At 64.0% G+C, this 14,068-nt stretch carries 13 protein-coding genes; 6 read left to right on the top strand and 7 right to left on the bottom strand.

Going from position 1 to position 14,068, the window contains the following annotated elements; genetic code table 11:
* Position 1: 1 nt before the first annotated feature.
* The 3 genes from LGH83_RS09715 to LGH83_RS09705 all read right to left on the bottom strand — a co-directional run bounded on the left by LGH83_RS09715 (position 2) and on the right by LGH83_RS09705 (position 3,303).
* Positions 2 to 1,555 carry a DHA2 family efflux MFS transporter permease subunit gene (locus LGH83_RS09715; RefSeq protein ID WP_227401613.1) on the bottom strand — a complete coding sequence of 518 codons (1,554 nt, stop codon included), beginning with the start codon at positions 1,553 to 1,555 and terminating at the stop codon, positions 2 to 4.
* The gene (locus LGH83_RS09710) at positions 1,548 to 2,687 is read right to left on the bottom strand and encodes an HlyD family secretion protein (RefSeq protein ID WP_227401796.1); all 1,140 of its coding nucleotides are present in this window, start codon (positions 2,685 to 2,687) and stop codon (positions 1,548 to 1,550) included. Before LGH83_RS09710 ends, LGH83_RS09715 begins: the two co-directional genes overlap by 8 nt.
* 148 nt (positions 2,688 to 2,835) lie before the next feature.
* Positions 2,836 to 3,303 carry a MarR family winged helix-turn-helix transcriptional regulator gene (locus LGH83_RS09705; protein ID WP_227401612.1) on the bottom strand — a complete coding sequence of 156 codons (468 nt, stop codon included), beginning with the start codon at positions 3,301 to 3,303 and terminating at the stop codon, positions 2,836 to 2,838.
* Between the two features lie 148 nt (positions 3,304 to 3,451).
* On the opposite strand from LGH83_RS09705, the gene LGH83_RS09700 reads away from it, so the two are divergent.
* Positions 3,452 to 3,805, top strand: a complete 354-nt coding sequence (locus LGH83_RS09700) for a hypothetical protein (RefSeq protein WP_227401611.1) — start codon at positions 3,452 to 3,454, stop codon at positions 3,803 to 3,805.
* 12 nt (positions 3,806 to 3,817) lie between these two features.
* Here LGH83_RS09700 and ligA read toward each other — a convergent pair whose 3' ends face one another.
* Both ligA and LGH83_RS09690 read right to left on the bottom strand, forming a co-directional pair.
* Entirely contained in the window at positions 3,818 to 5,914 is a 2,097-nt protein-coding gene (ligA, locus tag LGH83_RS09695; protein ID WP_227401610.1) for an NAD-dependent DNA ligase LigA, read from the bottom strand.
* Between the two features lie 143 nt (positions 5,915 to 6,057).
* Complete coding sequence (locus LGH83_RS09690; RefSeq protein ID WP_227401609.1) at positions 6,058 to 6,576, bottom strand: GcrA family cell cycle regulator; 519 nt, start codon at positions 6,574 to 6,576, stop codon at positions 6,058 to 6,060.
* A 389-nt stretch (positions 6,577 to 6,965) separates the two neighbouring features.
* Here LGH83_RS09690 and LGH83_RS09685 point away from each other — a divergent pair, with 389 nt between their 5' ends.
* From LGH83_RS09685 to LGH83_RS09665, 5 genes are all read left to right on the top strand, one after another.
* Positions 6,966 to 8,180: an aspartate aminotransferase family protein gene (locus LGH83_RS09685; protein ID WP_227401608.1), complete on the top strand. Its 1,215-nt coding sequence runs from the start codon at positions 6,966 to 6,968 to the stop codon at positions 8,178 to 8,180.
* Positions 8,180 to 9,157: an ornithine carbamoyltransferase gene (gene argF / locus LGH83_RS09680; RefSeq protein WP_227401607.1), complete on the top strand. Its 978-nt coding sequence runs from the start codon at positions 8,180 to 8,182 to the stop codon at positions 9,155 to 9,157. Before LGH83_RS09685 ends, argF begins: the two co-directional genes overlap by 1 nt.
* Positions 9,154 to 10,146, top strand: coding sequence for an Hsp33 family molecular chaperone (locus LGH83_RS09675; RefSeq protein WP_227401606.1), 993 nt, complete (start codon positions 9,154 to 9,156; stop codon positions 10,144 to 10,146). The genes argF and LGH83_RS09675 overlap by 4 nt, the downstream gene beginning before the upstream one ends.
* A 126-nt stretch (positions 10,147 to 10,272) precedes the next feature.
* Positions 10,273 to 11,685 carry a dihydrolipoyl dehydrogenase gene (lpdA, locus tag LGH83_RS09670; protein ID WP_227401605.1) on the top strand — a complete coding sequence of 471 codons (1,413 nt, stop codon included), beginning with the start codon at positions 10,273 to 10,275 and terminating at the stop codon, positions 11,683 to 11,685.
* A gap of 16 nt (positions 11,686 to 11,701) precedes the next feature.
* Positions 11,702 to 12,331 carry a LysE family translocator gene (locus tag LGH83_RS09665; protein ID WP_227401604.1) on the top strand — a complete coding sequence of 210 codons (630 nt, stop codon included), beginning with the start codon at positions 11,702 to 11,704 and terminating at the stop codon, positions 12,329 to 12,331.
* Here the strand turns inward: LGH83_RS09665 and LGH83_RS09660 are convergent.
* Positions 12,328 to 13,347: a GlxA family transcriptional regulator gene (locus LGH83_RS09660; protein ID WP_227401603.1), complete on the bottom strand. Its 1,020-nt coding sequence runs from the start codon at positions 13,345 to 13,347 to the stop codon at positions 12,328 to 12,330. The two genes, LGH83_RS09665 and LGH83_RS09660, sit on opposite strands and share 4 nt — an antisense overlap.
* Complete coding sequence (locus LGH83_RS09655) at positions 13,344 to 13,910, bottom strand: isochorismatase family protein (protein WP_227401795.1); 567 nt, start codon at positions 13,908 to 13,910, stop codon at positions 13,344 to 13,346. The genes LGH83_RS09660 and LGH83_RS09655 overlap by 4 nt, the downstream gene beginning before the upstream one ends.
* Positions 13,911 to 14,068: the final 158 nt, after the last annotated feature.

Genomic DNA, 14,068 nt, shown 5'->3' with positions numbered 1-14,068 from the left:
CTTATTCCATCACGGCACTGTGGTCGATCGCCGCCGGCTGAGCTGCCTTTTTGAGGAGAAACACCAGCGGCATGGCGGCCAGCGCCATGATCATCATGAGCTTGAAATCGTCCATGTAGCCGATCGTCGTGGCTTGTTCGGTGATGACGCTATCGAGCGCCGCACGTCCCGCAGCCGTGAACGGGCTGAGCGTCTGCAGCACCGCCGGCAAGCGGAACATTGGATTGAAGGCGGTGACGTAGCTGGCGATGTCGGCGTGGTTGACCTGGATATTTTCGGTCAGCAGCGCCGACACGACCGAAATGCCGACGCTCGACCCGATGTTGCGCGATAGATTGTAAAGGCCCGTCGCATCGCCACGGCTCGACGCCGGGAGGGTCGCGAAGGTCACGACCGACAACGGCACGAAGAGAAAGCCGAGGCCGGCACCCTGTACGAAGCCTGTGACGACGATCCTGCCCTGCGACACATCGGGGGTCCAGCCGGTCATGTCCCACATGGCCCAGGCCGTCAGGCCCAGGCCGATCAGCAGCAGCCAGCGCGTCTCCACCTTGCCGATCAGCTTGCCGACCGCAAACATACACACCATCGTTCCCATGCCGCGCGGCCCCATGACGAGGCCGGCCGTCACGATCGGGTAGCCCATGAGGCTTTGCAGGTAGGGCGTCATGAGCGCCATCGAGGCCAGATAGGTCACGCCGACGATGAAGATGAAGATCATGCCGAGCGCGAAATTGCGATCGAGGAACAGCCTCGGCTTGACGAAGCTGTTGCCTTTGGCCGTGAACGTATGGACCAGGAACAGATAGAACGCGCAGGCGCAGATCAGCGCTTCGACGATGATCTCGCCGGACGAGAACCAATCGAGCTGCTCGCCGCGATCGAGGAAGATCTGCAAGGCCGCGATCGTCACGCTGAGTGTCCCGAATCCGAGCCAATCGAGCTTGCCGGCGAGATCCAGTTTGGTTTCGGTCACGAAGGCGCTGACGCCCGCGAAGGCGATCGCGCCAATTCCGACGTTGATGTAGAAAACCCATCGCCAACTGATATGATCGGTCAGCCAGCCGCCGATCACCGGGCCGAGCACCGGCCCGACCATGATCGACACGCCGAAGACCGCCATGGCGGAGCCGCGCTCCTCGGGGGAGTAGATATCGAGCAGGATCGATTGCGAAAGCGGCACCAAGGCCGCCCCGAAGAAGCCCTGCAGCAGGCGAAAGCCGACGATCTGCAGCAGCGACTGAGCGATGCCGCAAAGCACCGATGCGACCACGAACCCGGCGATCGCGACCAGCAAGACGCGCTTGCGACCGAACCGCGAGGCGAAATAGCCTGACGGCGGCGTCATGATGGCGGCGGCGGTGATGTAGGAGGTGAGCACCCAGTTGATCTGGTCGGCGCTCGCCGAGACGCTGCCTTGGATATAGGGAAGCGCCACGTTGGCGATCGTCGTGTCGAGCGCCTGCATGATCACGGCCAGGATGATCGAGGCCGTGATGGCGCCGCGATTGGCGACGATCGTGAACGAACCGCTGCCGCTCGCCGCGCTAGCCATGATGGATGTGGACTCGATCGAGGAGGGTCTTGATCAGATCGGGTAGGCCGCGCGCATGGCCGGTGTCGACATCGACCACGACGCTCATGCCGACCCGGAGCGGCGGTTTGCCCGGCGTGAGATCGAGACGCACCCGCATCGGAATGCGCTGCACCACCTTCACCCAATTGCCGGTCGTGTTCTGTGCCGGGAGCAGCGAGAAGCTCGATCCCGAGGCGGGGCTGATGCTCTCAACTGTGCCGGTCCACACGACGTCGGGATAGGTGTCGACCGTCACGCTCGCGCTTTGCCCCGGCCGCACATAGGTCAGTTCGGTCTCCTTCGGGCTTGCGTCGACCCACATGTTGGTCTCGGAGATCAGGCTGAATCCAGCTTGCGACGCTTTGAGGTAGCCGCCGACCTGCAAGGCGTCGACATTGGTGACGATGCCGTCGAAGGGTGCTCTGACGACCGTATCATTGAGGTCACGCCGGGCGTTGTCGACGGCCGACTTTGCCTGCAGGTAGAACGGGTTCTGCTCGACCGATTGGTTCGCGTCCGTGCCGAGCTGCGCCAACATGGCCTGCGCTTGCGCCTGCGCGACGGAGACCTTCTGCCGTGTCGCAACGAGATCATGCTGCGCTTGGTCGTAGATCGCTTTCGAGGCGACCGACGAATTCATGAGATCGACTTGGCGCTTGAACGCCGTTTCGTAGAACGGCAGGTCGGCCTTGGCCTGATCGATCATCGACAAGGACTGTTTGTAGCTTGCCTGCAAGGTCAGGACCTGATTGCGAACCGTCCCGAGTTGCGCCTCCGCAGCATCGAGCGCGATCTGGAAACTGTCGCTTTTGAGCCGGAACAGAACTTGGCCTTTGGTGACATGTTCGTTCGTGTGAACCTCGACGGCCGCCACGGTCCCCGACACATCGGTCGAGACACCAAGGCGTTGAGCCGCGACATAGGCGTTGTCGGTCGACATGATCTGCCCGCCCGTCACGTAAACGTAACCGCCGTAAATCAGCGCCACCGGCAAAGCCGCGAACAGCAGTGGCCGCAACACTCGTCGTTTGCGCTTCGGCGTACTGACAGGTGCCTCGGTGACGGGTGGGCCATGCGGGACCGGTTCGGCCGGTACGGCTTCGGCCACCATGGGGGCCTCGGGGGTGGCGGGCGTCGGATCCTGGCGGAGGGCGTTAGGGACCGGACTGGCCGTCTCGTTCCGACCTTCGAGCCGGCTGACGCGCTCATCGAGGTCAACGAGATCGAGATGATCGTCCGCGATATTGGGATGTGCGCCGTCAACCATGACTGACCTCTTTGGCGTCGACCGGAGACGCGCAGGCAACGACCAGATTCGATTTGAGACGATTGAGCATCGCGACGAGCCGCGCCTGATCCTCGTCGGGCAGCCCAGCCAGCGTCTCGGCTCGCGTCATCTCGCCGATCTCGCGCAGCAGCGACAGGCTCGGATGCGCCGCCGGCGTCAGGTAGAGAAGCCAGATGCGACGATCCGTCGGATGCTGGCGACGCTCCACCAGACCGCGTGCCGCGAGGCGATCGAGAATGCGGACGAGACTGATCGGCTCAACTTCCAGAATGTCGGCCAGACCCGCTTGATGAATGCCTTCGTTCTTGGCGAGATGAACCAGCACCTGCCATTGCGAGCGCGTGAACCCTAGCGACGAGGCGCGCTGCTCGAAGCGCTTCCTCATCATGCGAGCGATGTCATGCAGCAGAAAACCAACTGTGGCGGACCCAGTAGACATGGATGTCGTCATTCCTCGCGCGTCGGCTGCGTCATCAACAAACTTGTAAACCACTTAGTGCAACGTCAATCATATACAAGCTTATGGTGTCGATAGAAACGAATATCGACTAAACCGAGGGGTGACGTGGCTTGGGAAATCGGACGCGATGACATCGACATGGACGACCGCCCAGCGGGCCGGCGCCGGCCTCGCGTTGATGCTGCTTCAACTGCCGATCTGGAGCGTGCCGGCTGGCGCGGCGCCGGCCTTCACTTGCGGGGGTTTTGCGATGATGGGCGGCGCGCAACTGGTGTGCAGCCACACAAATCCTGAAGCTCCGGCGCAATTCTGCACCTTCAGTTGGGCCATGATGACCACAAGCAATGGGCAGAGCATCGTCGAAGGCTCGTTCCTGCTTCAGCCGGGGACGTCCAATCAGACCGTCTACACGGGCAGTGGATTTACCTATGCTCTGTCGAGCCCGATCATTCTGTGTCAGGCCCGCAAAACAGGCATGTAGCTTTTGCGGCGATCATCCCGACGCCAGCGCGATCCAATCATCTTCGCTGATGACCTCAATGCCGAATTCCGCCGCCTTGGCGAGTTTCGAGCCCGCACCCGGACCGGCTACCACCAGCGTGGTTTTTCTGGATACCGACCCTGAGACTTTCGCGCCCAGCGCTTCGGCGCGCGCTTTGGCTTCCTCGCGCGTCATCTTTTCGAGGCCGCCGGTGAACACGATCGTCTTGCCCGCCACCGGGCTTTGCGAGGCGACAGCTTCCATCGGCTCGGGGGTTACTTCGGCCAGGAGCGCATCGACCACGGTTTGATTATGCGGCTCGGCGAAAAAGTCGGCCAGGGCTTGCGCCACCACGTCGCCCAGCCCCTCGATATCGCGCAATTCTGCCCATGCCTCCGAGCCCGGCTCGATGGCGCTCGCGGCCAAGGCACGAAGTGCATCGAAGCTGCCGCAGTGCCGCGCCAGCCGCCGGGCGTTGGTCTCACCGACGTGGCGGATTCCGAGCGCATAGATGAAACGATTGACCGGAATGCGCCGACGCTCGTCGATGGCCGCAAACAGGTTCTTGACCGAGGTCTTGCCGAAGCCCGGCCGCTCCGACAGGCTAGTGAGAGACGCCTTGTCGCGTGTCGCCAGAGTGAAGATGTCGGCCGGCGTGCGGATCAGTCCTTCGCCGTAGAAGAGTTCGATCTGCTTGTCGCCGAGCCCTTCGATGTCGAGCGCGTTCCGGGAACAGAAGTGTTTCAGACGCTCGACCGCCTGGGCCGGGCAGATCAAGCCCCCCGTGCAGCGGCGGACAACGTCGGCGACCCCCGTTTTCGGGTCGATCTCTTGCAAGGCGGCCGAACCGCAAGCCGGGCAGGTTTTGGGGAAGTCGAACGGCTCGCCGCGCGCCTCGCCCTTGGTCAGGATAGGTCCGATGATCTGCGGGATGACGTCGCCGGCCCGCTGCACCGCGACGATGTCGCCGATCCGCACATCCTTGCGAGCGATCTCATCCTCGTTATGCAGCGTGGCATTCACCACCACGACACCGCCGACCGTCACGGGGTGTAGCCGGGCGACCGGCGTCAGAGAGCCAGTGCGGCCGACCTGGATGTCGATCGCCTCAAGCCGCGTCGTGGCGCGCTCCGCCGGAAATTTATGCGCAACCGCCCAGCGCGGTGCGCGCGACACGAAGCCGAGCCGGCCTTGCAGGGCGAGATCGTCGACCTTGTAGACGACGCCATCGATGTCATAGGGCAGCGTCGCACGCTGGGTTTCGATGGCCCGATAATGCGCGATGAGGTCGTCGGCGGAGGCGCAAACCGCCGTCAGCGGATTGGTCGGCAGACCCCATCGGCGAAAGGCCGCCACCATGCCGCTCTGGGTCGGGGCGGGAAGCGACGTCATTTCGCCCCAGGCATAGGCGAAGAATTTGAGCGGTCGGTCCGCCGTGATCGCGGGATCGAGTTGGCGCAGCGAGCCTGCGGCCGAATTGCGCGGATTGGCGAAGGTGGGCTTGCCGGCCTCGGCCTGGCGGTGGTTCAAGGCCGCAAAATCCTCCTTGGTCAGGAAGATCTCGCCACGCACTTCGCAGACGGGTGGGACGTTGCGACCCGTCAGCCGCTTGGGGATCGCCTTAACGGTTCGGATATTGGCCGTGACATCCTCGCCCTCATATCCGTCGCCCCGGGTGGCCGCCAGAACCAGCACACCCTGTTCGTAGCGCAAGGCGCAAGACAGTCCGTCGATCTTCGGCTCGGCCGTGATCGGAAGCGGTGCGTCCGCTGCGAGACCGAGAAAGCGGCGAACGCGCGCCACAAAATCCGTCACCTCGTCGTCCGCGAAGACGTTGCCGAGCGACAGCATCGGAACTTTATGGCGAACCTTGGCAAATTTTTCCGACGGCGCTGCACCAACCCGCTCGTCGGGCGGCGGCTGCAAGGCCGGAAATGCGGTCTGCAATGCGACAAGGCGGCGGCGCAAAGCATCGTAATCCGCGTCCGAGATCGTCGGCGCGTCGTCCTGATGATAGGCTTTGTCGTGCCCCGCGATCTCGGCCACCAGCCGCGCATGGTCCGCGCTGGCGTCGGCTTCGGTCACATTTGTCCGGATCGGGTCGGTCATGCGCCGGTTCTAGCCGAAAAAGATTTCGGCCAAAATACCGGCACACGGTTTGTCGTGACACGCGTCAGGCTGATGTCGTGTCGAACGGCGCCTTCGGTTCGTATGTGCCGCAAACGAACCGAGAGCGCAGCCGACGCGCGGGCTCAGGCGATGCGAGCGAAGCGTTCGACGCGACGGCGTTCCTGCGTTGGTTGGAACGCGAGACGCGCATGGTCCATGCAGTAGGGCCCGAGCGCCGACTTCGATCCACAATAGCGGAACTCAGCGCTGGCTGGATCGCCGATCGGCCAGCGGCACATGCTTTCGCGCAGGTCCATGATCGTGACCCGGGTCGAAAACGGTATGACCACATCGGCGATCGGCGTGGCAACGGGCGCCGCGACGGTCTCGGTCTCGGGTTCCGGCTCGACCAGCGGCTGGGCCGTCAAGGGCGAGGGCATGCGATCCTGCTCCGCCTTTTGCGGTGCCTTGGGACGCAAGCGTCCCTGTGTCGCGGCTGGCGCCGCGATCTTGGCGCGACCCGACAGGCCGAGCCGATGCACTTTACCGATCACAGCGTTTCGCGTGACGCCGAGACCCAGTTCTGCTGCGATCTGGCTTGCGCTTCGCCCTTCGAGCCACAATTTGCTCAAGAGTTCTACGCGTTCATCATTCCAGGACATGGCCTCTCCTGTGGTTGATTACGCACGGAAAAAGAGAATCAGACTCCGCACCGGCTCACGCCGATGTCACGCAACGCAATTATTCGGGATTGTTTTTACGTGGCCGCATAACCCGTATGCGGCTGTCAAGAATCTATACCGAGGCGCGAATCGGGCGCAAGAGTCCGCGTGACTTCATTGTAGTTTTCAACAGTCGGCTGCGGGCCGAAGACCGCCAAGTCTCCGGGATTTTTGAATTAATCCGAGCGCGAACAAAGGTTTGACGGCGCTAGGTGAAACCCGTAATCATGCCGACTAGCATTTTGCCGTCCTCTCGGGCGGCAAATTGGTTTTTGCGGCATGGCTCAGGGGTCTTTCGATCTCTGGATCATCAAATGGAGCGTCCAGCCGTGCTTTCAGTCATCCTGCCCACCTATGCCAGAGCGGAACTAAGCTTCGAGCGGGGAGACGGCGCTTGGCTGACGTCGACGGATGGGGAGCGCTATCTCGATTTCGGCAGTGGCGTCGCGGTGACCGGCCTCGGTCATTCGCATCCGCATCTCGTCGCGGCTTTGGTCGGACAGGCCGGCAAGATTTGGCACACCTCTAATCTCTACCGTATTCCGGACGGCGAGCGGCTGGCCGAGCGCCTTACCGGGGCGACCTTCGCCGATGTGGTGTTCTTCACCAATTCCGGCGCAGAGGCGAACGAGGCCTCGATCAAGATGGCGCGCAAATACCATGCGGCCGGAGGCCATCCCGAGCGGTTCCGCATCATCACCTTCGAGGGCGCCTTTCATGGCCGGACCCTCGCGACGATCGCGGCCGGTGGACAGCAGAAATATATCGACGGGTTTGGGCCGAAGGTCGATGGGTTCGATCAGGTGCCGTTTGGGGACGAGGCTGCCCTCAAGGCCGCCATCGGCCCGGAAACGGCTGCCATGTTGATCGAGCCGGTGCAGGGCGAGGGCGGCGTGCGCGTCGTGCCGGCCCAGATGCTGCGGGATCTCAGGGCCTTGTGCGACAGTCACGGTTTGCTGCTGATCCTCGACGAAGTGCAGACCGGCGTCGGCCGCTCGGGCAATTTTTTCGCCTATGAGCAGAGCGGGATCGAGCCGGATATCATGTCGGTCGCCAAGGGCATCGGCGGCGGCTTTCCCATGGGCGCGTGTCTGGCGACGCGCGAGGCCGCCAGGGGCATGACGGTCGGGACGCATGGCAGCACGTTCGGGGGCAATCCGCTCGCCATGAGCGTCGGCAACGCCGTGCTCGACGTGGTGCTGGAACCGGCGTTTCTCGATCGCGTGAAACAGGCCGGACTGGCGCTGAAGCAGCGGCTGGCGGAACTTCAAGACCGCCATCCCCGTGTCGTCGGGGAGGTGCGTGGCGTCGGGCTGCTGATGGGTTTGAAGATGCGGGTTCCCAACGTCGATTTCGTCAAGGCGGCGCGAGCCCGTCACCTGTTGACGATCGCGGCCGGTGACAATGTGGTGCGGCTGTTGCCGCCGATGATCGTGACGGATGCCGAGATCGCCGAAGCGGTCCGGCGCATGGATGCGGCCTGTTCGGATATCGAAGCCACCATGCTCGATCTCGAAATGGCCGAGCCGAAGGGAGCCGCGTGATGGACGCAGGCAAGAGCGCGCAGCATTTTCTCGACCTCAACGACATCCCGGCCGAAGAGCTGCGCGCCGTGTTGGATTTCGCCTCGGCGATGAAGCACCGCCGCGCCCGCGAGGGCCGGTTCGACAAGCAGCGCCCGCTCGATGGCAAGGTGCTGGCGATGGTGTTCGACAAACCCTCGACCCGCACCCGCATCTCCTTCGACGTCGGTATGCGGGAGCTCGGCGGTGAGACCATCATGCTGACTGGTGCCGAAATGCAGCTTGGGCGCGGCGAGACGATCGCCGATACGGCCCGTGTGCTATCGCGTTATGTCGATGCGGTGATGCTGCGTATTCTCGACGAGGCGGACCTCGCCGAATTTGCGGCTCATGCGACCGTGCCGGTCATCAACGGGCTGACCAAAACGTCGCATCCCTGTCAGGTCATGGCCGATGTCATGACGTTCGAGGAGCATCGCGGACCCATCAAGGGTCGAACCGTGGCGTGGAGCGGCGACGCCAATAACGTGTTGGCGAGCTGGGTGCATGCGGCCAAGCAGTTCGATTTCGCCATCAACGTCGCGACACCGCCCGAACTCGCTCCCTCGACGGAACTGGTCGAGTGGGCCCGTCGGGAAGGCGCAGCGCTCTCGGTGATGAACGACCCGTTCGAGGCCGTCCGCAACGCGTCGGCGGTCATTTCGGATTGCTGGGTGTCGATGGGTGACGAAGACGAGAGCCACCGTCATAATCTGCTTGCGCCGTATCAGGTCAATGCCAAGCTGATGGCCGCGGCCGCGAAGGACGCCATCTTCATGCATTGCCTCCCGGCGCATCGCGGCGAAGAGGTAACCGACGAGGTGATCGACGGGCCGCAGTCGGTGGTGTTCGACGAAGCCGAGAACCGCCTCCATGCCCAGAAGGGCATTCTGGCCTGGTGCCTCGGCGCCGTCCCGTCGATCGGGGCCAGCCATGCGTCACGGGTCGTCCCAGCATGACCATGGCGCCGGCCGAAACGCGTCCCGTGTCCGATAGCGGAAGGGATGATATCGCTTTACCATTTACCGTGACGCCGCTGGACGTACGCGGTCGCGTCGTGCGGCTCGGTCCGTCGGTGGACCAGATCCTCCGCAAGCATGGCTATCCCGAGCCGGTGGCGCGGCTCGTCGGCGAGGCGACAGCGCTTACGGCATTGCTTGGCACGTCTCTCAAATTCGATGGACGATTCCAGCTGCAGACGCGGACCGATGGCATCGTCGATATGCTGGTGGTGGATTTCGATGCGCCGGATCGCTTGCGCGCTTTCGCGCGGTTCGATGCGGATCGACTGACGGAGGCCGACGGCCGGCTGTCATCGGCCGAATTGCTTGGTCAGGGCCATCTCGCGCTAACGATCGAGCAAGGCGGCGAGCAGAGCCGCTATCAAGGCATCGTTCCGCTCGAAGGGCAGGGGCTCGAAGCCGCTGCCGACCAATATTTCAAGCAGTCCGAGCAGATCCCGACCGTCGTCCGTCTCGCGGTCGCCCAGAGCGTCACAGGCGAGGGCACAGCCTGGCGGGCGGGCGGTTTCCTGGTTCAGTTCCTGCCGCAATCGGAAGATCGCCGTCGCCAATCCGATCTGCCGCCTGGCGATGCACCGGGTGGTAGCGTGCCCGAGCCGTTAGCCGACGATGATGCGTGGGCCGAGGCGAAGGCGCTGTCGGGCACGATCGAGGATCACGAACTGGTCGATCCGCTGCTCTCAAGCGAGCGGCTGCTCTATCGGCTGTTCCATGAGCGTGGCGTGACAGTCTTTGACCCGCATGATTTGCGCGATTCGTGCCGCTGCTCGAACGACCGCATCGCGGCCATGCTGAAGAGCTTCACGCCGACCGAGCGACACGACATGGTCGGTGCAAGCGGGCTGATCGGCGTGACCTGCGAGTTCTGTGGCACGCACCGTGACTTCGAACCATCAGAATTCGACCCGTCCCCACCTAAAACCTGACGCGGCTTTCGCGTATATGAGGGCTGCGCCCCGCCCTGGGGCTCATGCTCGCGCCCGTTTGCGGCGCATGTGTCCTTCCGGCCTCGCCTCCCGAGACCGCTCAGAACGTTCAGGCAGATCCAACTCATGTCCTACGATCTCGTTGTCATCGGCACTGGCCCGGGCGGCTATGTGTGCGCCATTCGTGCGGCCCAACTCGGCCTCAAAGTCGCGGTGGTCGAAAAGAACAAGACGTTTGGGGGCACCTGCCTCAACATCGGCTGCATTCCCTCGAAAGCCTTGCTCTATGCGTCGGAAATGTTCGAGGCGGCCGCCCACGAATTCGCGCCGCTCGGCATCGTGACGCCGCCGCCGCAGCTCGATTGGGCTGCCATGTCGAAGCATCGCGACGACACAGTGGCGTCGAACGTCAGCGGCGTCGCCTTTCTGTTCAAGAAGAACAAAGTCGACAGTGTGATCGGCACCGGCCGCCTCAAGGGTGCCGGATCCGTCGAGGTCACGGCCGAGGACGGCACCGTGACGACCCTCGACACCAAGGCGATCGTGATCGCGACCGGCTCCAGCGTCACGCCGCTGCCGGGCGTCACCATCGACGAGAAGACGATTGTGTCCTCGACCGGAGCGCTCGTTCTCGATGGTGTACCGAAGACCATGGTGGTGATCGGGGCCGGCGTCATCGGGCTCGAACTCGGCTCGGTCTGGCGCCGCCTCGGGGCCGAGGTCACCGTGATCGAATATCTCGATCGCATCTTGCCCGGTATGGATGCCGAGACCGCCAAGCAATTCCAGCGCATCCAGGCCAAGCAGGGCATCACGTTCCATCTCGGCCAGAAGGTGTCGGGCGTGACGCTGAAGCCGGAAGGCTCGAACGAGCGTGGCGCGACCGTCTCTTTTGCGCCGGCGGATGGCGGAGACGCGCAGACGATCGATGCCGATGTGGTTCTGGTGGCGATCGGTCGTCGTCCGAACACAGACGGCCTCGGCTGCGATGACGCCGGTGTCGCGATGGATCGCGGCCGCGTGGTGATCGACGATCATTTCGCCACCAATGTGGCGGGCATCTATGCCATCGGGGATGTCGTGCGTGGCCCGATGCTGGCCCACAAAGCCGAGGACGAAGGGATCGCGGTCGCCGAAATCCTGGCCGGCCAGGCGGGGCACGTGAACTACGCCGCGATCCCGTCGGTCGTCTACACCATGCCGGAAGTCGCGTCGGTCGGTGCGACCGAGGAAGATCTGACGGCGGCGGGTGTCGCCTATAAGGTCGGGAAGTTCCCTTACACGGCTAATGGTCGTGCCCGTGCGACGCGCCACCCCGATGGGTTCGTCAAGGTGCTGGCCGATGCCGAAACCGACCGCGTGCTTGGCGTTCACATGATCTCGTCGGTCGCCGGCGAACTGATCCAGGAAGCGACCTTGCTGATGGAATTCGGCGGCTCGTCCGAAGATTTGGCGCGCACCTGCCACGCCCATCCCACGATGTCGGAAGCCGTCAAGGAGGCCGCCATGGCGGTCGAGAAGCGCGCCATCCACATCTGATCCGAGAGGTCGCGGCATGACCCTGGTCCAATCGCTCGCCGCCTTCCTCCTGGCGGGCGGTTTGCTGACCATCACGCCGGGGCTCGACACCGCGCTGGTGCTGCGGACGGCAGCCGGTGAGGGGCGGACCGCAGCCGTGATGGCCATGGTGGGGATCCAGCTTGGATGCCTGATCTGGGGCGCGGCCGTCGCGGTCGGGCTCGGGGCTCTGCTGCAGGCCTCCTCTTCCGCCTATACGGCGCTGACCTGGGTTGGCGCCGCCTATCTGGTCTATGTCGGCCTCACGCTACTCGTGCGACCGCGGCAGTCGTTCGCGATCGGTGCCGAAGCGCCCACCCCAATGTCGGCCACGACATGGCTGTGGCGGGGGCTGTTGACCAATCTCCTCAACCCGAAGATCGGTGTGTTCTACGTGTCGTTCCTGCCGCAATTCGTGCCGGTGGGCTATGCGCCGGCCCCCTACATCTTTGGCCTCGCGATCTATCACGACCTCATCGGCATCACCTGGCTGTCGCTTCTGATCCTCGGCATGGATCGGCTTCGCCCGCACTTGCAGCGGCCCGCCATCGTGGCGTGGCTGGACAGACTGACTGGCCTCGTCTTCGTCGCCTTCGGGCTGCGCCTCGTCCTGGCGCGGCGCGCTTAACCCGCGCTGCGACGCGCCTGGCTTGGCGGCGTCGCATTGAAGCGGCTCCAGGCGCGGCGCAACTGGCGCGCCGATGCAAAACCGGATCGTTCGGCGACATGCTCGAGATCGAGCCGCGTCTGCCCGAGCAATTCGCGCGCGAGCGAGACGCGCAAGCGATTGATGTAATCCGTCAGGCTCATGCCGGCATGGTCGTTGAAGAGACGGGACAGGTGGCGCGGGCTCGCGTAAGCGATGGCGGCGAGGTCCGCGAGGGTCCAGGCTCGCGCCGGATCGCCGGCGATCGCATCCTGGGCGCGATGCACCACGGGGTGCAGGTGGTTGCGGCCTTCCAGCCAGGGCGAGAGTTGCGGATCGCCGCCGCCGCGCCTGAGATAGACGACGAGATATCGCGCCACCGCCAGCGCGCAGGCCGGTCCGATGAGCTGCGCCACGAGGTGGAGCATGAGGTCGATACCGGCCGTGATGCCGGCGCTGCTCAGCCGGTCGCGATCCTCAACGAAGAGACGATTCTCGATGACGCGGGCGCGTGGCGCGAGCCGTGCAAGGTCGGCACAGCAGGCGTGATGCGTCGTGCAATCATAGCCGTCGAGCAGCCCCGCCCGGCCGGCCAGCAGAGCGCCCGAGCAGATGGACACAAGCCGAAGGCCATCCCTGATCGTGTCGCGCAGCCATGTCACGATCAGGGCGTCGTCGGCGTGGTCGGCAAGGCTTCGCTCGTCCAGGGCCGGCATGCTGACATCGGTGCTGTCGACGTTCATAATGACATCGGCACTGCCGACCAGCACCACGATCGCACCATCGGGAAGCCGGTCCGGCAAAGGTGCGATCCCGCCGATCTCCAGCCCGATCGAGGTCGGGAGCGAGGCTCTCGGCCCGACGTAGGTCACGTCGAATGCGACCGCAGCCTGATCGAGATTGGCTTTCCGCACAACCTCGATCGGCCCGGCGACATCCAGCAGCAGCGTGCGCGGGGGAAGCACCACGATGACGGGGATGTGCCGAACGCTGCTCATGCGGCGATCGTCATCCCGGCCCCGGCAAGCGCCTGATCGACAGTCGCGATCCGGGCGAAGCGATCCGCGAGAACGAGTTCGGTTCGTGCCTTGATGTCGGCGGCGGTCCAGACCTTGCCGGCCGCATCCGTCATCGGAAACGTCAGGGTCGCGTCCGAGACGAAATCGACCTGATAGCCGAAGTCGGACAGCTGCCGCGTTGTCGTTTCGCAGCATTGCTCGGTGCGGATGCCCGCAACGATCACCCGGCGAATGCCGTGCTCCACCAGCCAAACGCCGAGCCCGCTTCCGACGAGCGCGCTATGCCGCTGCTTGTGGAAGATTGCCGTGGGCTCGATCGCGAGCGGCGACAGGGTTTGGACGTGGCCGGATGCGAGTGAGAACACGCCCTCCTTCTCCACATGAAAGACCTGCAGCACCGGGATCGACTGGCGCACCGCGCCATCGACGAGGGCCTGCACCGCGGCCATGAAGTCGGGGACGTCGGCCGCGTCGAAGTAGGGGCGATGCAGGAAGGATTGCTGGACATCGATGACGAGCAGCGCGGTATCGTGGGCCGACATGAGCGTGAACCTTTGTTCGAGGATCATGCCACGATAGACGCCTGATGCCAGCCCGAAAGACATGCGGCGGACCAGCAGCGGACAATTAACGCCATGTCGTGCCACCGCAGCCATTTGCGCGCGGCTTGCGTCACTGCTCGGTCCGGTGCATCCCTCTG

This window comes from Lichenihabitans sp. PAMC28606 (assembly GCF_020616535.1).
GTDB classification, from domain to species: domain Bacteria; phylum Pseudomonadota; class Alphaproteobacteria; order Rhizobiales; family Beijerinckiaceae; genus Lichenihabitans; species Lichenihabitans psoromatis.
Note: the sequence above shows the minus strand (reverse complement) of the source record. Positions and strands in the feature narration are given on the sequence as shown.

Bases quoted from the DNA above. Each gene is read 5' to 3' on its own strand.
- LGH83_RS09660 (WP_227401603.1), bottom strand. From the start codon at position 13,347: ATGAGCAGCGTTCGGCACATCCCCGTCATCGTGGTGCTTCCCCCGCGC.
- LGH83_RS09665 (WP_227401604.1), top strand. From the start codon at position 11,702: ATGACCCTGGTCCAATCGCTCGCCGCCTTCCTCCTGGCGGGCGGTTTG.
- LGH83_RS09710 (WP_227401796.1), bottom strand. From the start codon at position 2,687: ATGGTGGCCGAAGCCGTACCGGCCGAACCGGTCCCGCATGGCCCACCC.
- lpdA (WP_227401605.1), top strand. From the start codon at position 10,273: ATGTCCTACGATCTCGTTGTCATCGGCACTGGCCCGGGCGGCTATGTG.
- argF (WP_227401607.1), top strand. From the start codon at position 8,180: ATGGACGCAGGCAAGAGCGCGCAGCATTTTCTCGACCTCAACGACATC.
- LGH83_RS09690 (WP_227401609.1), bottom strand. From the start codon at position 6,576: ATGTCCTGGAATGATGAACGCGTAGAACTCTTGAGCAAATTGTGGCTC.
- LGH83_RS09700 (WP_227401611.1), top strand. From the start codon at position 3,452: ATGACATCGACATGGACGACCGCCCAGCGGGCCGGCGCCGGCCTCGCG.
- LGH83_RS09655 (WP_227401795.1), bottom strand. From the start codon at position 13,910: ATGTCGGCCCACGATACCGCGCTGCTCGTCATCGATGTCCAGCAATCC.
- LGH83_RS09705 (WP_227401612.1), bottom strand. From the start codon at position 3,303: ATGTCTACTGGGTCCGCCACAGTTGGTTTTCTGCTGCATGACATCGCT.
- LGH83_RS09675 (WP_227401606.1), top strand. From the start codon at position 9,154: ATGACCATGGCGCCGGCCGAAACGCGTCCCGTGTCCGATAGCGGAAGG.
- LGH83_RS09715 (WP_227401613.1), bottom strand. From the start codon at position 1,555: ATGGCTAGCGCGGCGAGCGGCAGCGGTTCGTTCACGATCGTCGCCAAT.
- ligA (WP_227401610.1), bottom strand. From the start codon at position 5,914: ATGACCGACCCGATCCGGACAAATGTGACCGAAGCCGACGCCAGCGCG.